The following is a 19,852-nucleotide window of genomic DNA, read 5'->3' on the forward strand; positions in this document are numbered from 1 at the left end:
CGGATATCCACTTGATGCCGGTCTTCGCGGTGAATCCGTCCGCCCACGCCTTGCCGACCTCGTCGTGCTGCGCGTTGTAGAGCACCAGGGCGCCGTCTGGACCCGAGGACGCGGGCGAGCTGTCGGACCCGCAGGCAGCGAGGGCCAGGCCGGTCCAGGCAGCCACGGCCGTGAGAAGCAGACGTCGGGCGGTCGGCACGGGGGACTCCTTTGACAGATGACACCTGACGAAAGGAGGTTAGGCTCAGTTAATATCGACCGAATCCCCCTAAAATTCGGGGGTCGAACGTGCACACGCGGAGGGCCGTGAACCGATGGCATCATCGTTGTCACTCCTGGTGATTGACGATCATCGGATATTTGCCGAGGCACTCTGCCTGGCCCTTGGCCTCGAACCCGATGTGCGCAGCGTGGCAAAGGCGCACACCGGCCGGGACGGCCTCGCGATGGCCGCGGCCCTCGACGTCACCGCCGCCGTCGTCGACCTCGACCTGCCCGACCTCGACGGCATCGAGGTCGTCACCCGGCTGGGACTGCTGCGGCCCGCGGCGCGGATCGTCGTCCTCACCGCCCATGCCCGGCCCGACCTCGCAAAGCGCGCGGTGGCCGCCGGCGCCGCCGCCTTCCTGCCCAAGGAGGCCCCGATGGTGCGCATCACCGCGGCGCTGCGCGGCCAAGGCGGCGACGATCCGGTCGTCGACCTCGGAGCCGCTCGGCCCGCGTCGGTCGGCCACGTCGGGCTGACCCCCCGCGAGCTGGATGTGCTGCGCCAACTCGCGCAGGGACGGGACGCCCAGCAGACCGCTGCGACCCTGGGCATCTCGCTGTACACCGCGCGCGACCACATCAAGGCACTCATGGCGAAGCTCGGCGCGCGCAGCCAGCTGGAGGCGGTGGTGTCCGCGACCAGTCTCGGCCTCGTCACCGTCGGTTCACGGTACTGAGCCGTCCGTTGACCGCTACCGAGCACCCGCCGACGCCGACACCGCCGACCGCAGGCGATTACACGGCCGACGCGGCCGGTGGCGTCGCGGCGATGACACCACCATCCTCCCGGGGCCGACCGCGTGAGCATCCGGTCGTCCGCCGCGTCGTCCTGCGGCACGTCGTCGTCGCGGCCGCGATGTCCGTGTTCCTGTCGGCGCTGGTCGTCGCCGGACTCTGGCGGTTCGCGCAGGACCAGTCCCGGGAGAACGCCGAGCAGGTGGCCGCGCAGGTAGCCGCGACGGTGCTCGGCCCCATGGCCCGGCACGACTACTCCCGGCCCGACAGCTTCGACCGGTCCGACCTGCGCGACAGGATGACCCCGTTCCTGTCGGCCGGCATGGTCGACCGCGTCAAGCTGTTCACCGTCCGGGGCGACCACGCCACCATCGTGTTCTCCGACGACCCCCAGTTGGAGGGCCGGACCGGGTATCGCGCGCCAGGCATGACCGACCGGCTCCAGGCCGGCGGTGTCGTGGTCAAACAGGTGCCGCGGGACGCCGCTCACCAGTACGAGACGTCACTGCCGGGTAACCGGCTGGAGGTCTTCTTCGGCTTCCTCGACGCCGCGGGCAGCCCGACCCACCTGGAGCTCTACATACCGGTCCGGCCGGCCGGGATCGCACGGCAGGCCACCGGGGTGCTGCTACCGGTCCTCCTGGCGGGCGCCGTCCTCCTTACCGCGGCGATGATGCCGCTGTCGATTGCCATGGCCCGGCGGGTCGAGCGCGACCGGGCGGAGACCCGCGCCGCGCGGCGCTACGGGCTCGCCGCCGCCCAGCTCACCCGGGAACGGCTGGCGCGACGTCTGCACGACCATGTCATTCCGAGCCTGGCAGCGGCCGGCCTCCTCCTCGACCGCGCCCGGATCGCACCTTCGCCCCCTCCCGCCACCGCGGGCCCCGCCCCGCCCGCCGCCAGCGCCACCGGGGCTGGCGGAACAGCTGGGGCTGGCGGGGCCGGGAGCGATCTGGTTCTCGCACATGTCCAGGGCCTGCTCGCCCACGAGACGCAGGAGCTGCGCGCGATGCTCACAGAGCTGCTGACGTCCGCTCCGCCCGACACGGACATCCGGGCCGCCCTCCACCAGCTCGCCGCCGAGATCCTCACCACCGGGCTGGAACCGGAACCCATCGTGACGGTCATCGTCGAGGATCCCTGCGAGGTCGACAGCCAGACCGCTTCGATCCTCTGCCAGGTGGCCACCGAGCTGCTGCGCAACATCGCGCGGCACGCGTCGGCGCGCACGGTCCAGGTCCGCGTCAGCACGCCGCCCGGCGACCAGGCCAGGACGGTCGAGCTCCTCGTCACCGACGACGGCGCCGGTTTCGATCCTGCCGTCGCCGCCCCGCCCGACCACATCGGTCTGCGTCTCGTCCATCGCCTCCTCACCGACCACGACGGGCGGCTGACAGTGACAAGCGCGCCGGGAGCCGGGACGACGGCGACCGTCACGATGTCCGCCGGGCCACCGCGGTCCGGCGGGGGCCACCGCCCGCGAGCATCCTGGCCGCGCCGCGGCCGCCCTAGGTAGGTCGGGCAGGCAGGCACGGTCCGCACCAGCCGCATAAGGGGCAACGGGCATCGCCGATCTGGTCGGCGGACTTCTCTGGTAGACGATGCAGCTCTGGTAGACGATGCATCAGGAGCATGACGACGGGCTGACCGGAGTGCTCGCACCGGCGGACCAGCCCCGCCGAGCCAGCCCGGCGGTACCAACACAGCGGGGTTGGGTCTGTCGACCGGCCCGGTGTTTCTCACCGGCTTGGAAAGGTCGGGAGGCATACTGGGAGCAGCGTCCTGACCGCGACATTCGGGTCAGATCCGGGTGGCGGAGCAGCGGCTGGTGGAGGTGCGAAGCGCTGATGGCGGACGTCCCGTCCCACGTGACGCCGCTGGAAGCCAGATCCACAGCGCGAACCTGATCCACCGGGACCTCAAGCCCGGCAACATCCTGCTGTCCCCCTCCGGCGCCCGGGTCATCGACTTCGGGATCGCCCGGGCGTTGGAGACCACCACGATGCACACCCGCGAGGGCGGCATCGTGGGTACCCCGGCGTTCATGTCCCCCGAACAGGCCCTGGGGCATCCGCTGACCCCCGCCGCCGACATCTACGCCTGGGGAGGCGTGATCCTCCACGCGGCGACAGGCCGGACGCACCGGCCGGTGGCGGTGCTGCTGGCCGCGCTCGGCTCGCTGGTGCTGCTCGCCGCCGTCGTGACGACGTCGCTGCTGCTCGGCCCGCTTCGTCCGGGCAGCGGCGAGGACGATCCCGGCGCCGGCGGCGGGGATGGTGGCACGCTGACCGCCACCCCGTCGGGGACGTCCACCGCCACGCCGGCCGGGAGGCCGGTCACGCTCGCCGACTACCGGGGTCGGGTCGCCGTCGAGATCGCCGACGAGCTGCGCCGCCGCGGGCTGGAGGTGCGGACGACGACGCAGCAGAGCGGTACGACCAGGCGGGGACTGGTGCTGCGCACCGAGCCCGCCGCCGGCGACGAGGTGTCACCTGGCGGCACCGTCACGCTGGCGGTGGGCGACGGGTCGCTACCCGAGGCGGCGGGCTGGCGGGTGTTCAAGCGGTACGCGGCCGACAGCTCCATCAACGTCAGTCCGATCGTCGTCGTGGACCCGACCGGTAACGAGCGGCTGCTGGGTCTCGGGGACAACCCCGTGCTGTCGCCGGACGCGAGCCGGGTCGCCTACACCAACGCCGACGGCGAGATCACCAGCGTACGTACCGACGGCACCGACTCCCGGCAGGTCAGCGACGAGCCGAATGGTTCGTCCGACAGCCCGGCCTTTTCCCCGGACGGCGGCACCATCGCCTACGCCCGCAACATCGGCGGCGTGTACGCGGTGAACGCGGACGGCAGTGGCAACCGCCGCCGGCTGGCCACTGTGTCCGACGCCTACGAGCTGGCCTGGTCGACGTCGAACCAGATCGTGCTGCGCCGCGGCGACGACCAGTCGATCTACGTCCTGTCGGTGGACGACGGTAACCTGCGGAGGCTGGCCGGCTCACCGGTGCCGGGCGCGGGTGCCGTAGAGCCGGCGTGGTCGCCAGACGGCGGCGCGGTCGCGTTCGGGGTGTCCACCGGCGGCGGCATCTACCTGGTGAACGCGGATGGTTCCGGGCTGCGGCAGGCGGCCGGGCCCGGCTCCTGGCATCCGAGCTGGTCACCGCAGGGCGCCCTCGTCTACGTCCAGGACGGCAGCGCCGCCAGGTTCTTCGGTGCGAACGGCACCATGCGGATGATGAACCCGGACGGGACCGGCAACCGCCAGCTCGACGGCAGGCTCGCCAGCGGCCCCGTGCGCTGGGCGATGGCGCCGTAGCCCTTCACACGGGTCGGCGGGCACCAGCTCGACCTGACCGGATGACAGACCAGAACCGCGCACGACCACCTCGATCGCAACATCCGAGGCGCGAGGCTCCCCCGCGGGCCGGTGATGCGGCGCCCTGAGGCTCCCCGTGGGTCGTGCCGGCCGGTCAGGTCGGGTGTGCGGTCGCGACGTCGCAACGCATCCTGAAGAAGTCGCAACGCATCCTGAAGAAGAAGCTGGTGGCCCGGTCGCCCTGCTCCGGCGCGAATGCGGCCGGCTCCCAGCCGGCCGCGCCGAGCCGGTCCAGGCCGTGAATGAGTCGATCCGCCGAGTGTGAGCCGTTCGACTGTATACGGTTCATTCGTTCCCGCCTGACTCGGAATCGTGTTTTTCGAAGAAGCTGGCGCAACCCGGAATCATGACGGTAGAACTGCCGATCACCCGACATCCGAGTGGCATTCCAGGACCGTACCGCGTACCTTCTCGTCCTGCGATTCCACCGACAGGAAAGGGTACCCGAGGTGACCGTCTCCGAGCCTGGAACAGCCGTCGGGACCGCCACCGGCACCGGCGCCGGCAACATCGACGGGCAGGCCATCGCCATCACCGTCTTCAGCACGGTGAAATGGTGGGGAAAGCATTGGCTTCCTCTCCTTTTCACCACCTTGCGGCTGATCCCGCCGCTGACCCGCGATCTGCGGAAGCTGTCGTTCATCCACTTCGCCAGGTGGACGCTGATCCGCGAGCTGCCCGCGAACGGCGACACCGCGCCGCGGACCCGGCTCCGCTACCCGCACCTGTTCTTCGAGAGCAACTTCAACGACGGGTGGGAGGAGTACATCGACGCCTTCTCCTACGTGCTGACGCGCGGCATGAGCCTCTTCTGGGCCAGTTCGTACGGCTTCCCCGGTGCGCTCCCGACCGGTCCGTTCAAGGACTACATCCACCGCAACGAGCTCGAAGCCGCCCACTACTACTCGGCCTATCCGGAGGCGACGGCGACGATGGTGCGGAAAGCCCTGGCGTTGGCTCCCGCGGTCGCCGACTTCGCCGAGCGGGCCGTGCGGCTGTCACCGGCCGAGTTCGAGGGCGCCTGGTCGGCGTTCCTCACCGACGCCCAGGACCTGCTGTGAGGGCGCGGCGTGCACAGGCGAGCCCGGTCACCGTCCTCACGCCGATCGTGCCGGGCGAGCGGGACGCGCTGGAGAGCTACCTGACGGGGCTGAGTGACGCGCCCGGCGGGAGCCCGCTGGCGCGGGTGCCAGGCACACACTTCGCCCGCTGGGTGATCCTCCCCGACCTCGTGACGGACCCGAAGCAGCCCGCTCCCGACCCGCTCGGCTCCCCTCACCTGCTGTTCACCAGCAACGTCGACGGGTCTGCGGACGACTACCTCGCCGCCGTCGCGGACACGCTGACAGCCGAGGCGCCCGAGATCTGGGGCCGGTGTGTCGGCTGCCCGCGGCCGGCCACCGGTGCGGGGCTCGCGCGCTACCTGCGGCACAACGCCATCGGCACCGGGCTGTTCTTCGCCGCCTACCCGCGCGCGACGGTGCAGGCGGTGACGGCGGCGCTGGACGTGCACGACCGGCTCGTCCGCCTGCTCGTCGACACCCAGCCCGCCGGCCCGGCAGCGATCCGCGCGGCCTTCCTGAAGGAGTTCCGGCCATGACGATCGCTACCCCCCGGATCCGGCGGACGCCGCCGGTGCCCGATCTCGCCGACATCCAGGGCGGGATCCTGCGTGCCTACGGGAACGACTACTCGCGCACGACCTACCTCTTCGTGAACGTGGATGAGACGCGTGCCGGGCTGCGGTGGCTCGGCCGTCTCGTGGACGACGTCACCAGCGCCCGGCCGTGGACCGCGGGCAAGCCCGCGACCACGCTGAATGTCGCCCTCACCTACGACGGGCTGCGCGCCCTCGGCCTTTCCGCCGAGCTGCTCGCGACGTTCTCGGACGAGTTCCGCGCGGGGATGGCGGCGCGCGCGGCCCAGCTCGGCGACGTGGGCACGTCCGCGCCCGAGTACTGGGACACCCCCGCCAGGGCGCATGTGATTCTCATCGTCAACGCGCTGAGCGAGGACGACCTGACCGGCCGGCTCGCCGACCTGCGGGCCGATCTCGGCCGGTACGAGGGCCTTTCCCTGATGCACGAGGAACACGCGAGCCTGCTGCCCGGAGTGCGCGAGCATTTCGGTTTCGCGGACGGCTTCGCCCAGCCCGCGGTGGAGGGCGTCACCGACGAGAAGGCACCCGGCGGCGGCGTGCGGGACAAGGACGGCTGGCGCGGCCTCGCCCTCGGCGAGTTCGTTCTGGGGTATCCGGACGAGTCCGGCCGGGACAGCGACGGTCAGGATCTCCCGAGCGCCCCCGCCGGCCCGCTCGGGCGCAACAGCACCTACGGCGTGTGGCGCAAGCTGGAGCAGGACGTCGCGCTCTTCCGGGAGACGCTGCGCACGTCCGCGGCGGCCTTTCCCGGCGGCGACGAGGAGAAGCTCGCCGCCAAGATCGTCGGGCGTTGGCGCAACGGCACGCCGATCGTGCTCTCCCCCGACGGCCCGGCGGCCGACTTCCGCGGGAACGATCCGGGTGCCAACGACTTCCTCTACCACGACGTGGACGCAGACGGCCGGCGCTGCCCGCTCGGCGCCCACATCCGCCGCTCCAACCCGCGGGACTCGATCGGGTTCGGTGAGCTGCTGAGCTTCCGGCACCGGATGCTGCGGCGCGGGGTGCCATACGGGCCGCCCCTCCCGCCGGAGGCGACCGGGCCGGACGGCCAGCAGCGCGGCCTGATCTTCGTCTGCTACGTCGCGAGCATCTCCAGGCAGTTCGAGAGTGTGCAGGTGCAGTGGCTGGAGGACGGGAACGTCTTCGGGCTCGGCCATGACAAGGACTTCCTGATCCGCGGGCCCGCGGACGGCAGCGGGAAGATGACCGTGCCGGGCGAGCCGCCGTTCTTCCTCGGCCCCCAGCCGACGTTCGTGACGACCCGCGGCGGCCAGTACCTCTTCGTGCCCGGCATCACGGGGCTCGGCGCCGTGGCGGCCGGGACGGCGGGCTGACATGGGTGCCGTCTCCCCTCGCCCCCGCGGGCTCAGCGACGCGCTCGGGGACCGTTCCGGCTGGGTGTTCGCCCTGCTGCGGCGGTTCCGCCCGATCCTGTCCACCGGACCGTTCACGGTCGTCACCAGGTCCGACGACGTGCGCGCGGTGCTCGGCGACCACGAGCACTTCACGGTCGCGCACTACACGCCGAAGATGGCCGAGATCACCGGCCCGTTCATCCTCGGGCTGGACGACACCGCGCTATACCGGTACGACCACGCCGCACTGCGGGCCGTGATGCGCCGGGACGACGTGCCCGCCATCGGCGACGAGGTGCTCGCGGCCGCCCGCGCCCGGGTCGCCGCCGCCGGCACCGGTGAGCTCGACGTCGTCCACGACCTCGCCGACCCGGTGCTCGACGGGATCGTCGCGAGCTACCTGGGCGCGCCCGGCCCGGACACCGCCACCCAGCTGCGGTGGGCGCGCAACCTCTTCGAGCACATCTTCCTGAACGCGTCGAACGACGCCGCCATCCGCGCGCGGGCGCTCGCCGACGCCGCCGAGATGCGGCCGCACGTCGACGGTCTGATCGCGGCGAGGAAGGCGCTGCTCGCGACCGACACCCCGGTGCGGGACGACGTCCTCACCCGGCTGCTGCAGGCGAAGGAGCAGGACGGCGGCCTGCATGACCTCGCCATCCGGCACAACCTCATCGGCCTCATCACCGGCTGGATCCCGACGGTGTCCAAGGCGTTCGCGATGGTGGTGGAGGAGTTGCTGCGGCGGCCTGAAGAGCTCGCCGCCGCGCAGCGGGCGGCCCGCGCGGGCGACCAGCAGCTGGTCGCCTCGTACGTCTTCGAGGCGCTGCGCTTCCGCCCCCAGACGTGGGCGCTGCTGCGGGTCTGCGCGGCCGACCGGGTGCTCGCGGCCGGGACCGGCCGGGAGACGGTCATCCGGGCGGGCACACGGGTGCTCGTCGCCACCCGATCGGCGATGTTCGACGGCTCGGTGGTGCCCGACGCCGGGCGCTTCCGACCGGGCCGGGCGTGGGGCGACTACCTGCACTTCGGGCACGGGCTGCACACCTGCTTCGGCCTGCAGATCAACCGGGTGCAGCTGCCGGCGCTCACCATGGCGCTGCTGGAGGGCGGCGACCTCGTCCGCGCCGGCAACCTGCGCTGGGATGGGCCGTACCCGGCCGGCCTGCGGATCCGGCGGGCGGGCCGGTCGTGACCGAGGCGACGCTGGTCACGTTCCCACCAAGCCTGGACAGCGAGTTCAGCCGGTTCATGCTCGCCTACTACGGCCTCCCGTATCGGGAAGAGCGGCACACGCTCGTCTTCTCCTCGCTCGTCACAGTGCGGCGCGGTCATACGGTGCGCTTCCCGCTGCTGTTGGACGGCGGCACCGAGCTTGCCACGGTCGCCGAGATGGTCGACCACCTGGAAGCGCGAACCGCGCCGGAACGGCGGCTGCGGCCGGACGACGCCGACCCGGCCGACCTGGCGGCGGACTGGAGGCTCTTCCACCGCACTCTCAGCAGCGCGACCACGGTCTTCGCCTACTACCACCTGCTGCCGCTGCGGCCGGTGATGGTGCACGCCCTCGGCGACGGCACGTCGGCGGTCGAACGCGCCGCCGTCCGGGTGGGCTACCCGTTCTTCGCCTGCCTGCTGCGCGGGCTGCTCCGGCTGACGGCGACCAGGGAGCGGGCGGCCGCCGCGACCATCGGGACGGTGCTCGGGGCGGTCGGCGAGCGGCTCGCCGACGGCCGGCCGTACCTGTCCGGCGACCGCTTCACGCTGTCGGACCTCGCATTCGCGGTGGCGGCCGCGCCGGTGGTCTGGCCGGACGAGTTCGGCGGCGCGATACCGCCGCTGCGGGACACCCCGCCGCCACTGCGCGCGATGATCGACGAATCTCGGAGGACCCCCGCCGGCGCGCATGCGCTGCGCGTCTTCCAGGCACACCGCAACCCCCGACCGGGCTGACCTCCTCCCCAGTGGAGCGCCGCGCGCCGACGCCCGAAGACCCCCTCAGCCCAGGCCTGGGTCAACGGCGGCAGCCCCACCGAGGGTTTCCTGGCCCACGCGGCCACCGGACCTTTCGCCGGGATCTACCACGACATCGCCGGCGCCGCCTGGGCCGACTGGCTGTTCATGATCGGCCTGGCCGGTATCGGAGCCGCCCTCGTCCTCGGTGTCGGCATGCGCGCCGCCGCCGTCACGGGTGCCACTCTGCTCGTCCTCTGTGGGCCGCGGTTCTTCCCCCGGAGAACAACCCCTTCATGGACGACCACCTGATCTACGCCCTGCTCCTCGGTGTTCTCGCCGTCTTCGGCGCCGGTCGTTCCTTCGGTCTCGGGGGCTGGTGGGAGCGCACCGCAGTCACCCGCGGCCGGCCCTACCTGATCTGAAGTCCTTCGTCCCGCGGCGGAACGGACCCGAGGTAATCCTGGAAAGGCGGCGGCCAGGCCGGTTACGCCCGTGCGGTAGCCCGAAACGGTGTTCCGCGCCAGACGCACCAAGGCCCGTCAGAGGGGTGCGATCCAGCGCAGGTGGGTCCCACCGGTAGGTGCGGCCGTCACGGAGAAGGTGCCGCCGAGACCTTCGGCCCGTGCCCGCAGATTGTCCAGGCCGCTGCGGCGGGCGGCGTCACCGAGGCCGACACCGTCGTCGAGGGCTTCAAGGGTGACCGTGTCCCCTTCCACCGCCACGCGGATCTCGACCCGCGTGGCGTGGGCGTGCCGGGCGGCGTTGGTCAGGGCTTCGCGGGCCACGGCGAGGAGGTGGTCGGCGAGCCGGTCGTCGACGACGGTGTCGAGGGGACCGGTCAGGGCGACGACGGGGGCGAAACCGAGAGCGGGCCGCACCTCCGCGGCGATCTTGTCGAGGGCGGCGTGCAGGTGGCCGCGCCTGGCGAGCCCCTGCCCGCGCAGCTCGAAGATGGCGCGACGGATGTCCTTGATGGTGGCGTCGATGTCCTCGACGTACCCGCTGAGCCGCTCGGCGTTCGACGGGTTCTCGTACTGCGCGAGATCCTGCATGCCGAGAGCGACGGCGAACATGCGCTGGATGACGTGGTCGTGCAGGTCGCGGGCGATCCGGCCGCGGTCGGCGAGGACCCGCAGGCGTTCCTGGTCGGCCTTTGTCCGGGCGAGCTCGAGGGCGACGGCGAGGTGGCTGGCGAAGCCCGCGGCCATGTCGAGGTCACTGTCGGTGAAGGCGCGGGCGCCGCGGTCCCGCCCGACGAGCAGGGCGCCGACGCACTGCTCGGCCCCGGTGATGAGAGGAAGGACGAGGAGCGGTCCGGTGCGCGGGCCGCGCTCGTCCGCGAGCGCGTCGAGTTCGGCGTCGTCGACGCGCAGGGCGTGGCGTTCGCCGATCACCCGTCCGGTCAGCGTGTGGTCGAGCGGGATGAGACGACCGACGCGCTCGGTGTCGCTCTCGGCCGGGACGCCAACCCCGCCCTCGCCGGCGGGCACCGTGAGCGCCGCGGCTACCCGGACGTACCCGCCGTGGTCCGGATCTCCGTCCGGGTCAGCGTGGTCACTTGTGCGCAGCGCGAGCGCGACGAAGGGCGCGCCGGCGACGTCCTGAACCCGGCGCGTGGCAGCGGTGAGAGCGTCGTCAGCGCCCGCCATCAGCAGCCGGGCGACCTCCGCCGACGCGGTCATCCACAGATGCCGCTGCTGCGACTCGTCGTAGAGCCGCGCGTTCGCGATCGCCACGCCGGCGTTGGCCGCCAGGGCCAGGGCGAGCTCCTCGTCCTCGGCCGTGAAGGGAACGCCCCCCTGTTTGTCAGTCAGATACAGGTTGCCGAACACCTCCCCCCGCACGATGATCGGCACCCCGAGGAAGGTCGTCATCGGCGGATGCCCCGCCGGGAAGCCCTGGGAGCCGGCGGCACCGGCGATGCCGTCGACGCGGCGCGGGCGAGGGTCGTCGATGAGCAGGCCCAGCAGACCGTGCCCGGTCGGCAGATGCCCGATCCGATCGACGTCCGACTCCCCCATGCCGACGTGGACGAACTCCTCCAGCGTGCGGTCGGGCGCTATGACGCCGAGGGCGCCATAGCGGGCCCCGAGCAGGTCACAGGCGGCCTCGACGACGCGCCGCAGCAGGACGGACAGCCGCAGGTCGGTGGTGATGACCTGGTTGGCCTGGAGCAGGCCGCGTAACCGCCCCTGCGTGGCCAGCACGTCCTGGGCCCGCTCGACCAGCTGGCCGAGCAGGTCGTCGAGCTCCAGCCTGGCCACCGCGGGAAACGTGAGCCCGCCGCCCATGGGCGGCGCGGGTGGGACAGCCGGCCCGGCCTGCGGGGCGTCGGTCCGCGGATCGGCCGAACGCGCCCCGTCCGCGGAGTGGGAGACAGCCACCTGTGATCTTGCCGCCACGTCAGCAGAATACGCGAAAGTGGCCCTCCCGGCCCCTTCTCCCGACGACACGGCGGCGGCACGGCGAAGGCCCGGCCGCCCCGCGGCCCGACCTTCGAGCGCCCCCGTTCGGGACGTTGCCCTGCGGGCCGCCTGCCGAAGGTCCCTTTCAGCAGTCCGGGGTGGTCTCGATGCTGGTAGTGCGTCCACTCCTGCGGGCCCGGAAGCCAGCGGCCCGGTGGGAGTCCCGTGCAGAACACCGCTCAGGAGGGCGCCACCCACGCCGGAGGTGAAGCCGGTGACGATCCAGAAGAGGTGACCGGTGATGAACGATCTCAGCGCATCCTGGCGCAAGCGCCCGTCGCAGCCGGGGTCGGCTGGCGGCGACTGGGTCGACGTCCTGCGACTGGCCGGAGGACGGCTGGCTGTCAGCATGGGTGACGCCGCCGGTCACGACGGCCAGGCGGCGGCACTCGCCCTGCTGCTGAGCCGCCTGCTGCGGGACCGGCTCCAACTGGGCACCGATCCCGGTCAGGCCCTCGCCGGCGCTCTCGCCGAGATCGCGGACCTCGGCGACATGGGGGAGATGTACGCCACCGCCTTCGTCGCCATCGCGGAGGCGGACGGCACGGTGACCTACGCGAACGCCGGCCATCCCGCCCCGGTCGTCCTGAACGGCGAGCCTTCGCGGGAGGCGGACGGCCCGGCCCCCGGCAGGCTGCTCGGCCCGACCGGTCCGCTGCTGTCCGACCTCTTCGCCGGCACGACGATCTGGTCGAACCGGACGCTGCGGCTCGGGCCGGGTGAGTCACTGCTCCTCTACACCGACGGCCTGGCCGAGGCGAGGAACGCCGCGGGCGCCGAGTTCGGGCTCGCACGACTTGTCACCGCGGGCAGCCGTCGGAACGCGGGACGGGGCCGGACGGACGGGGCCGACGTCCTCGATCGGCTCTTCACCGAGGTCGCGACCTTCACCCGGCGTGCCGCCGACGACCGTTCCGCCCTGGTGCTCTCGCGCCCCGACGACGACGGCGGCGACAGTCGCGCCCGTGGCCGCTCCCGCGGCGCCGCGATCAGTGCGGGCGTGCGGGCCTCGGCCGGGTCGGCTCTGGCGGGATAGGCCCACGCCCAGCGGCGGACACCCGCGCCCGCCTGCCCGCCGCGGGCGCCAGTGCCACCGCGGGCAGGGCGGGCCTCATGCCGCCAGGTCGATCGCCAGCCGTGGCGGGTTCGACAGTTCGAGGACCCGGAAGCCAACCCGGTCGTCAACGCCCAGGCCGAGGTGGACGTAGCCCTCGTAGTCGCCGGACATCCGGTACTGGACGAGCGAAGGATGGCCGCCGCCGGTGGACGGGGTGCGCAACGTCGGGGTGCCGACTTCGTCGTGGGCCACGGCGGGGAAGAGCACCACCTCCATGAACGCCTGCCCCCGCAGGGCGACCACCGCGCCCTCGCCCGGCGAACGCACGTCGGGGACGTACCGCACGTCGTAGCCGGGGACCTGGTCCGCGAACTCGATCACCAGCCGGTCGAAGGCGACGCCGGAATCCACGTTGTGCCCGCTGCGCACCCCGACCACCGTCGCCGAGCCGGGCAGTACGCGGTCCGCACGGCGCGGCTCACTCGACCAGACGACCGGCCGCGGCACGTCCGTCGGGGACGGGGCGGGCGCGGGGACGGCCGTGATGCGCGTCGGGGCCGGAGAGACCGAACCTGGCGAGGACGGGCCCGGCGACGCAGTGGAGGTCCGGCTCGCCGAGGGAGCGGGAGAGACGGTGGCCGTGGGAGCTCCACCGCCCGATCCGCGGCTGTCGGAACCGCTGCCGCAGCTCACCAGCCCCAGCAGAACACCGGTGAGGAGCATTCCCATCGCGGCTCGCGCCAGCCCGCCGCGCGCCGACGCCCAAGCCCTCGGCCCTCTCATCGCGATCTCCGCGATCGACGCGAGCCCATGTGACGGTGATGAGCGCCGTGGCCGGTCTGGCAGCGGTGCCCCCGGAGCCGGACGCTCCCGCCGCGCAGACTCACCCAGCCGCCGGGGCCCATCCGGACGTCCGCGTGGGGCGCGGGCTGGTGGCGGGCCAGCTGCCTCGCCACAGCCACCGCACCGATCGCCAGCTCTCCGACGACCACGACCGCGGTGAGATCAAGGCGGGTGTTAGCCACCGAGGCGCACCGCACCGGCGCGGATGGGGCCACCGCCGGAACCGTTCGTTCCACAGCCGAGGACACGGCCGCGGGCGAGCCGGGATCGGGGGTCCCGGCCGACAGCCGCGCGGGCTCCGAACGGCCGGGTCCGGCGGGAAGAAGCGGCGGGTCGGTGACCGGTTCCGGCCGGGCGGACACCTGCGGCGGGAAGAAGCGGCGGGTCGGTGACCGGTTCCGGCCGGGCGGACACCTGCGGCGCGACGAAAATGGTCTTCATGACTTCCGCCTCCTCGAACCATCCGGTACACCACTGGTGTTCCCGTCCCGAGGAGTGGTGAGGAAGGCGAAGGTCGCCACGGAACCGGGAGAAAGGTCCCGTCGACGGCACGGGCGGACGAACCGCGCCGGCACGGGCCGCCTCGCGGCGCAGCGCCCGCGGTCTTACTCGCCGGCCTGCTTCATCGGGTAGACGGCGGCCTCGTCGGACTCAACCGCTGGGTGCTTCGGGTCGGTGCCTACGCTGCCCTGATGACCGACGAGTACCCCCCGTTCCGGCTCGACTCCGGCGGCGCCGAGCCGGAACCCCACCAACAGCCCGGCCTGGGCCCGGTGGTCTGACGTCCCGCGCGAACCGGCACGCCGTTCTCGCCGTCTCCTTCCTTGGTCCCGGCCGGCCGGGACCTTCGAACCCCGTCCGTGCTACTCAGGAATGCCGTGCCCGGAGCGTTTCGGGGGCAGGGTCAAGACATGGGTGTGGCGACAGCAGCAGGCACGGTCCCTACCGCGGTGGCGGTCCCAGAACGGGCGGCAACCCCGGTATCCCTCCGGCCCGGCTCTGGCAGGTCGACGGCCCCGGACGCGGCTGTGCGTCTCGACCAGCCGGCCCGGCTCGTCGAGACGCACACGTCCGTCCTGGTCTTCCTGGGCGACCGGGTCTACAAGACCAAGAAGCCGGCTGACCTGGGATTTCTGGACTTCCGCACGCGGGAGGCCCGCAGGGATGCCTGTCATTCCGAGGTGGAGCTCAACCGGCGGCTGGCGCCGGACGTCTATCTGGGTGTCGCCGACGTGGTCGGTCCCGACGGCGAGCTCTGCGACCACCTGGTCGTCATGCGGCGTCTCCCGGCTGATCGCAGGCTGTCCGGGCTCGTCGCCGCCGGGAGGGACGTCACCGGAGAACTGCGGACGGTAGCCCGCCTCCTCGCCGACTTCCACAGCCGCTGCGAGACCTCCGCCCAGATCGATGACGCCGCCTCTCCGGCCGCGCTGCGAAGGCTCTGGGAGGAGGGCATGGCAGGCGTCCAGCCCTACGTGGGCACTGTTCTCGACCCCGCCACCATCGACGCGATCGGCCGTCTCGCCACCCGCTACCTGGCCGGCCGCGAGCCCCTGCTCCGGCAGCGGCAGCGCCGCGGGCTCATCCGGGACGGGCACGGCGATCTGCTCGCCGACGACATCTACTGCCTGGACGACGGGCCCCGCATCCTGGACTGCCTGGAGTTCGACCAGCGGCTGCGCGTCGGTGACATCCTCGCGGACATCGCGTTCCTCGCGATGGACCTCGAACGCCTCGGCCGCCCTGATCTCGCCGCGTTCTTCCTGGAGCGTTACCGCGAGTACGCCGCCGAGAGCCACCCCCGGTCGCTGGAGCACCTCTACGTCGCCTACCGGGCGTTCGTCCGCTGCAAGGTCGCCTGCACCCGGCACGCCCAGGGCGACAGGTCCGCCGCCGCCGAGGCACGCACGCTCGCCGCCCTGGCCCTGGCAAGCCTGCGCCGCGGGCGAGTGCGACTCGTGCTCGTCGGCGGCCCCCCGGAGTCGGGGCGCAGCCAGCTGGCCACGGCCCTGGCCGAAGCGGAGGGATGGACCCTGCTGCGCGCCGAGACCACAGCCACCGCGGATACGGCCACGGGGGCCGCCGACAGCGGTCCGGACGGCGCGACCGGCGATGACGCCGACGCCGGGTACGACGAGTTGCTGCGGAAGGCGCGCATCGCGGCGGAGCGTGGCGAGACCGTCGTCCTCGACGCGCCGTGGGCTTTGCGCCGCGACCGCCACCGCGCGGCGGCGCTGGCCCAGGCCACCGCGGCCGACCTCGTCCAGCTCCGGTGCGCACCGGCCGCTCACGCCCAGGTAGCGGCACAGCCGGCGTCGGCGCTCCGGCCGATCAGCCGGGCATCCGGATTGGGGTCCACGCGCGGGCCGACTTCCGCCGATCCCTGGCCCGAGGCGAGGACTCTTCCGCTCGCGCGCACATCTGAGGGCGTTCTACGGGCGGCGCGGCGGGCGGCAGGATGACAGCGTCATGTGGGCTACCCGGACCCGTCCGCCCCCGCGCTGCCGGCGACCCCACGCCGCCCGCTCTCCGAGGTTCTCGACACGGCCGGCTGACTTCCCGGGGGCGGGGTGTACGGCCTGGTTTCCCGGCGTGGCGGGACACCACTCGCTTCGGCGAGAGCGGGGCGGGCGCGGGGATGCGCGACCTTCTCGACGAGGTCGCGGGCCTGCTGCTGCTGGCTGCTCCCCCACAGCGCGGCGGTGCCCTGCTCACTGACGACATGACTGTGCTGGAAGCTGGTCGTGGGTTCGGTCAGCGCGGGCACGACCGTCGACACGTCGGCCCTGGGATGCCAGCTGGCCAGGGCGATGATCGCCTGCCCGTCCCGCGCGTGCAGGGCGCCCGTGACGAAGTCCGGCTGCCCCCCGAATCCCGACCACACCGTGCCGCGCAGGTAGGAGGCGTTCGCCTGGGCGTGTAGGTCGATCTGGAGCGCGGTGTTGATCGAGGTCATCGCGTACTGGCGGGCGATGACCCCGGGATCGTTGACGGTCTCGGTCCGCAGCAGCCGTACCCGGGGGTTGCGGTCGAGCCACGTGTACAGCTCGTCCGAGCCGAACACGAAGCTGGTCACCAGCCGGGCGTCCGGGTCGAGGGCACCCGCCCGGTCCAGCGCGAGGACACCGTCGGAGAAGGTCTCGGTCCACACCCGCAGCCCGCGCCGGCCCCTGAGCGAGGCGAGCGTGGCGTCCGGCACCGCCCCGATGCCGAGCTGCAGCGTGGCGCCGTCGGCCACCAGAGCGGCGACCCTGCCTCCGATCTCCCGCTGGACATCGCCGGCCGCCCGCGGGGTGGGGCTGGCCAGCGGCACGTCGACCTCGACCGCCAGGTCCACGGCGTCGCAGGAGATCTCACCGTCGCCGAACGTGTAGGGCATCTTGCGGTTGACCTGCGCGACGACCAGACCGCCGGCCGCCCGGGCCGCCTCCACCGCCGCGGGAAGGATGTTGACCTCGGTGCCCATCGACACCTGTCCGTCGACCGGGCGGCTGGTGTGCAGGACGACCACGTCCGGGCGGTGCGCGCCCGCGAACAGCCGGGGGACCAGGCTCAGCCTGCTGGGCAGGTACTCCAGCGCGTGGTGTCCGCGCATGCCGGGGCCGACGAACGGCGTCACCGGCCGGACGCCCTCCCGTTCGGGGACGCCGAACTGCGCGTTGAGGACGAACAGGCGGTACGCGGGCACCGCTCGATCGAGCGCGTCCACCACGACGGCCGGCGTGGCGAGGTTTCCCGCCGCGACTATCAGCGGTGGCCGGACCGGTAGATCCGGTCGGTCCGCCAGCCTGGCGGCGAGAAGGTCCACGAGGGCTTGCTCGCTCACGATCCGCATGGCCGCATCGTCCCGGGTGTCCCTGATGGTCCGACCGGCGGGTCGGCGCCGCCTCCGTCGCGCCCGCCGGGATCTCCCCAGCTAGCAGGGACGTCAGGAAACGGCCGTTCCCCCAGTTCTGATGAAGTAGGCCGGGGAGCAGTCCGGGCGTACGAGGGAGCACGGACCGAAGGTCCCGTCGGCGTGGGGCTGGAGGTCTGCCGGCCGGGCGCCCCGATCGTCCCCTGACGGCCCGGCCCGAATCGGGAATCGTTTGCCGTGGAGAGAGTCGGACCACAACGGACGATCCCGGGGCCCAGATTACCCGGCCGGCAACGGTGCACCAGACGTCGGTGCGGACTGGTCGCCGCGTAGGACGACGAATTGAAGGAGAATGCGATGGCCGGAATCGTGGTCGGAGTGGATGGGTCGGCCGACGCGGAGGAGGCGTTGCGGTGGGCGATGGCGCAGGCGCGCCGGCAGGACTGCCCGCTCACCGTCATGCTCGCCTGGGATCCGAAACACTGCCCGCCCGCTGTCTCCTCGGTGACCGCGACAGCAGACGCGGAGAAGGCGGGCGCCGGGGCGGCGGGCGAACATGAGACCGAGGCCGCGGCCTACCACGTGCTGCAGACCGCGATCGGCCGCGCAGCCAAGCTCTCCGGGCCCACCGCGATGGTCGAGAAGGTGGAGCGTCGGGACGCGGCCGAGGCGTTACTCGACGCCTCCACCGACGCGGAGATGCTGGTCCTGGGCCTGCACGGGGCCAACCGCAAGCATCGCCTGTTCGCCGGGTCGGTCACCGACGTCTGCCTGCACCGGGCGAACTCGACGGTGGTCGTCGTGCGCTCCGGTCACCTCCGCCCGGCCGGCCCGGTGGTCGTCGGTGTCGACGGCTCCGCGGCCTCGGTCACGGCGCTGCGGGTGGCGGCGGCGCAGGCCCGGTCACGGGAGACCAGCCTGCGTGTCGTGCACTCCTGGTTCCCAGCGGCCCCGCTCTACCCGGGGACGTATGTGGGGCTGGACGTCCCGATCCTGGAGAAGGCGGCGCGGGCGCTGCTGGACGACCGCGTCGCGCAGGTACAGGCGGACAACACCGACCTGCGGATCGAGCGGGTGCTGGTCGAGGACGCGGCGGCATCCGGCCTGCTCCGGATGTCCACCGACGCGAGCCTGCTCGTCGTCGGCGCCCGCGGGCACGGCGGGTTCGCCGGGCTGCTCCTCGGCTCGGTCAGCCACCAGTGCGTCCACCATGCCGACTGCCCAGTCGCCGTCGTCCGGGCGACCGGCTAAGAGGTAACTGACACTCGCAGTGCTAAACCGTCTTCTGCTTCAGCGACCGCCCCAGCTGCGCACCCCACCTTTCGGCTCGTTCCACCTCGCCATCGACCAGCGGCCCTTCCGTCCCGGTGACGTAGAAGCTCGGACCCCGCTCGGAGTAGCGGAAACCGCGCTTTCGCAACGCCCTGAAGATCGCCTTCGAGGCGGTGCCCGGCTGGAAGCGCATCTTCACCGAGGTGTCGAACGACACCACACGCAGATCCGGCCGGAGGGCAATCCGCTCGATCCACTCCCGGACTCCAGCACCAGGTTCCTCCCCCGCGACAGCGCCCTTCTCGACGGCCTGGCGCCGGGACTGCTGCCTCGGCATCGAGAAACCATGGGTAGGTGCGCCGACCACGAGGAGCTTCAGATCGGCAGGAGTCCCGGCCGCCGCGCGGTCGGGGCCGACAACGGTGACGGATTCGGCACCAGCCACGCGGGCAAGGCCCGCAGCGATGGAACGGGCAATCATGAGGGTGTTGCCGAAATAGGATTCAGTGACAATCAGAATGGCCATCGTGGCGCCTGCCTGTTCGCCGTTCCCCTACCGGACGAATCGTCCGATACTTGCATTCTCATGCTTCACGCACCAGGCGTGGGAGACCCCATTTCCCTGCATCTTCATGACTTTGGTCCCGGCGCTCTGGACCGTACTTCAGTTCACCTGGCTTTAGCTCCGGTGTCTTCGCGTTGCCGTGCAGGATGATCCGTTCAAGCCAGAGTCGACCGAACGCGCCACGGGCGATCTCACCATCCGAACACATGTCGAGCGACAGCCCTCGATCAGGCTCGACGACGCGGCCCAGTGCACGGTTGCCCCGATACAACCGTTGCCACTGGAAACGTTGCAAGATTCACCCGAGCTCACCGAAGGGCCTCACGGAATGGGACGCAGGCGGGCTGGTCGGTTCATGTTGGTGTTCGGCCAGCTCAGTTCGCAGTTCGACCTGTCCACGTTCGCCGTGCTATGGCGGTTCTTCGACGCGGGAGCC

General features: G+C 72.2%; 17 protein-coding genes and 2 pseudogenes. 13 read left to right on the forward strand and 6 right to left on the reverse strand.

Features of this window, described 5'->3' with window-relative positions; all coding sequences use genetic code 11:
* A pseudogene (locus FREUN1FDRAFT_RS31230) lies at positions 1-199 on the reverse strand (iron ABC transporter substrate-binding protein); the annotation flags it as partial.
* A 115-nt stretch (positions 200-314) separates the two neighbouring features.
* Here FREUN1FDRAFT_RS31230 and FREUN1FDRAFT_RS31235 point away from each other — a divergent pair.
* The 9 genes and pseudogenes from FREUN1FDRAFT_RS31235 to FREUN1FDRAFT_RS48305 form a co-directional block, all read left to right on the forward strand.
* On the forward strand, positions 315-944 hold the full coding sequence (locus FREUN1FDRAFT_RS31235; RefSeq protein ID WP_006544320.1) for a response regulator transcription factor: 630 nt from the start codon (positions 315-317) through the stop codon (positions 942-944).
* 8 nt (positions 945-952) lie between these two features.
* Positions 953-2,518 carry a sensor histidine kinase gene (locus FREUN1FDRAFT_RS31240; RefSeq protein ID WP_035954996.1) on the forward strand — a complete coding sequence of 522 codons (1,566 nt, stop codon included), beginning with the start codon at positions 953-955 and terminating at the stop codon, positions 2,516-2,518.
* A gap of 312 nt (positions 2,519-2,830) precedes the next feature.
* Entirely contained in the window at positions 2,831-4,324 is a 1,494-nt protein-coding gene (locus tag FREUN1FDRAFT_RS45435) for a serine/threonine-protein kinase (RefSeq protein WP_006544322.1), read from the forward strand.
* 509 nt (positions 4,325-4,833) lie between these two features.
* Entirely contained in the window at positions 4,834-5,445 is a 612-nt protein-coding gene (locus FREUN1FDRAFT_RS31255) for a hypothetical protein (RefSeq protein WP_157475634.1), read from the forward strand.
* Positions 5,442-5,984 (forward strand): hypothetical protein, encoded by a 543-nt coding sequence (locus tag FREUN1FDRAFT_RS31260; RefSeq protein ID WP_006544325.1) that lies wholly within the window; start codon positions 5,442-5,444, stop codon positions 5,982-5,984. The genes FREUN1FDRAFT_RS31255 and FREUN1FDRAFT_RS31260 overlap by 4 nt, the downstream gene beginning before the upstream one ends.
* A complete protein-coding gene (locus tag FREUN1FDRAFT_RS31265) occupies positions 5,981-7,381 on the forward strand; it encodes a hypothetical protein (protein ID WP_006544326.1) in 1,401 nt (466 codons plus the stop codon). Before FREUN1FDRAFT_RS31260 ends, FREUN1FDRAFT_RS31265 begins: the two co-directional genes overlap by 4 nt.
* 1 nt (position 7,382) lies before the next feature.
* Positions 7,383-8,597, forward strand: coding sequence for a cytochrome P450 (locus FREUN1FDRAFT_RS31270; protein ID WP_006544327.1), 1,215 nt, complete (start codon positions 7,383-7,385; stop codon positions 8,595-8,597).
* Positions 8,594-9,355 carry a hypothetical protein gene (locus tag FREUN1FDRAFT_RS31275; RefSeq protein WP_006544328.1) on the forward strand — a complete coding sequence of 254 codons (762 nt, stop codon included), beginning with the start codon at positions 8,594-8,596 and terminating at the stop codon, positions 9,353-9,355. Before FREUN1FDRAFT_RS31270 ends, FREUN1FDRAFT_RS31275 begins: the two co-directional genes overlap by 4 nt.
* A gap of 39 nt (positions 9,356-9,394) precedes the next feature.
* A pseudogene (locus FREUN1FDRAFT_RS48305) lies at positions 9,395-9,780 on the forward strand (hypothetical protein); the annotation flags it as partial.
* 117 nt (positions 9,781-9,897) lie between these two features.
* On the opposite strand, the gene FREUN1FDRAFT_RS31285 reads toward FREUN1FDRAFT_RS48305, so the two are convergent.
* A complete protein-coding gene (locus FREUN1FDRAFT_RS31285) occupies positions 9,898-11,649 on the reverse strand; it encodes a GAF domain-containing protein (protein WP_006544331.1) in 1,752 nt (583 codons plus the stop codon).
* A 415-nt stretch (positions 11,650-12,064) separates the two neighbouring features.
* On the opposite strand from FREUN1FDRAFT_RS31285, the gene FREUN1FDRAFT_RS31290 reads away from it, so the two are divergent.
* The gene (locus FREUN1FDRAFT_RS31290; RefSeq protein ID WP_006544332.1) at positions 12,065-12,859 is read left to right on the forward strand and encodes a PP2C family protein-serine/threonine phosphatase; all 795 of its coding nucleotides are present in this window, start codon (positions 12,065-12,067) and stop codon (positions 12,857-12,859) included.
* Positions 12,860-12,934: 75 nt separating this feature from the next.
* Here FREUN1FDRAFT_RS31290 and FREUN1FDRAFT_RS31295 read toward each other — a convergent pair whose 3' ends face one another.
* A complete protein-coding gene (locus FREUN1FDRAFT_RS31295; RefSeq protein WP_006544333.1) occupies positions 12,935-13,663 on the reverse strand; it encodes a hypothetical protein in 729 nt (242 codons plus the stop codon).
* 234 nt (positions 13,664-13,897) lie between these two features.
* The gene (locus tag FREUN1FDRAFT_RS31300) at positions 13,898-14,164 is read right to left on the reverse strand and encodes a hypothetical protein (protein WP_006544334.1); all 267 of its coding nucleotides are present in this window, start codon (positions 14,162-14,164) and stop codon (positions 13,898-13,900) included.
* A 470-nt stretch (positions 14,165-14,634) separates the two neighbouring features.
* Between FREUN1FDRAFT_RS31300 and FREUN1FDRAFT_RS31305 the strand changes: the two genes are divergently transcribed.
* Positions 14,635-16,185: an AAA family ATPase gene (locus FREUN1FDRAFT_RS31305; RefSeq protein ID WP_006544336.1), complete on the forward strand. Its 1,551-nt coding sequence runs from the start codon at positions 14,635-14,637 to the stop codon at positions 16,183-16,185.
* A 14-nt stretch (positions 16,186-16,199) separates the two neighbouring features.
* Here FREUN1FDRAFT_RS31305 and FREUN1FDRAFT_RS31310 read toward each other — a convergent pair whose 3' ends face one another.
* Positions 16,200-17,558, reverse strand: coding sequence for an acetyl-CoA hydrolase/transferase family protein (locus tag FREUN1FDRAFT_RS31310; RefSeq protein WP_006544337.1), 1,359 nt, complete (start codon positions 17,556-17,558; stop codon positions 16,200-16,202).
* Positions 17,559-17,936: 378 nt separating this feature from the next.
* On the opposite strand from FREUN1FDRAFT_RS31310, the gene FREUN1FDRAFT_RS31315 reads away from it, so the two are divergent.
* Positions 17,937-18,830 (forward strand): universal stress protein, encoded by an 894-nt coding sequence (locus FREUN1FDRAFT_RS31315; protein WP_006544338.1) that lies wholly within the window; start codon positions 17,937-17,939, stop codon positions 18,828-18,830.
* Positions 18,831-18,852: 22 nt separating this feature from the next.
* Here the strand turns inward: FREUN1FDRAFT_RS31315 and FREUN1FDRAFT_RS31320 are convergent, their stop codons facing one another.
* Entirely contained in the window at positions 18,853-19,377 is a 525-nt protein-coding gene (locus FREUN1FDRAFT_RS31320; RefSeq protein WP_006544339.1) for a flavodoxin family protein, read from the reverse strand.
* A 178-nt stretch (positions 19,378-19,555) separates the two neighbouring features.
* On the opposite strand from FREUN1FDRAFT_RS31320, the gene FREUN1FDRAFT_RS46965 reads away from it, so the two are divergent.
* The coding region (locus tag FREUN1FDRAFT_RS46965) for a hypothetical protein (protein WP_232295495.1) at positions 19,556-19,852 on the forward strand (297 nt) is incomplete at its 3' end.

It is taken from the genome of Parafrankia sp. EUN1f (assembly GCF_000177675.1).
Classification (GTDB): domain Bacteria; phylum Actinomycetota; class Actinomycetes; order Frankiales; family Frankiaceae; genus Parafrankia.

Bases quoted from the DNA above. Each gene is read 5' to 3' on its own strand.
- FREUN1FDRAFT_RS31295 (WP_006544333.1), bottom strand. From the start codon at position 13,663: ATGAGAGGGCCGAGGGCTTGGGCGTCGGCGCGCGGCGGGCTGGCGCGA.
- FREUN1FDRAFT_RS31320 (WP_006544339.1), bottom strand. From the start codon at position 19,377: ATGGCCATTCTGATTGTCACTGAATCCTATTTCGGCAACACCCTCATG.
- FREUN1FDRAFT_RS31315 (WP_006544338.1), top strand. From the start codon at position 17,937: ATGGCCGGAATCGTGGTCGGAGTGGATGGGTCGGCCGACGCGGAGGAG.
- FREUN1FDRAFT_RS31265 (WP_006544326.1), top strand. From the start codon at position 5,981: ATGACGATCGCTACCCCCCGGATCCGGCGGACGCCGCCGGTGCCCGAT.
- FREUN1FDRAFT_RS31300 (WP_006544334.1), bottom strand. From the start codon at position 14,164: ATGAAGACCATTTTCGTCGCGCCGCAGGTGTCCGCCCGGCCGGAACCG.
- FREUN1FDRAFT_RS31305 (WP_006544336.1), top strand. From the start codon at position 14,635: ATGGGTGTGGCGACAGCAGCAGGCACGGTCCCTACCGCGGTGGCGGTC.
- FREUN1FDRAFT_RS31290 (WP_006544332.1), top strand. From the start codon at position 12,065: ATGAACGATCTCAGCGCATCCTGGCGCAAGCGCCCGTCGCAGCCGGGG.
- FREUN1FDRAFT_RS31235 (WP_006544320.1), top strand. From the start codon at position 315: ATGGCATCATCGTTGTCACTCCTGGTGATTGACGATCATCGGATATTT.
- FREUN1FDRAFT_RS31270 (WP_006544327.1), top strand. From the start codon at position 7,383: ATGGGTGCCGTCTCCCCTCGCCCCCGCGGGCTCAGCGACGCGCTCGGG.
- FREUN1FDRAFT_RS31310 (WP_006544337.1), bottom strand. From the start codon at position 17,558: ATGCGGATCGTGAGCGAGCAAGCCCTCGTGGACCTTCTCGCCGCCAGG.
- FREUN1FDRAFT_RS31285 (WP_006544331.1), bottom strand. From the start codon at position 11,649: ATGGGCGGCGGGCTCACGTTTCCCGCGGTGGCCAGGCTGGAGCTCGAC.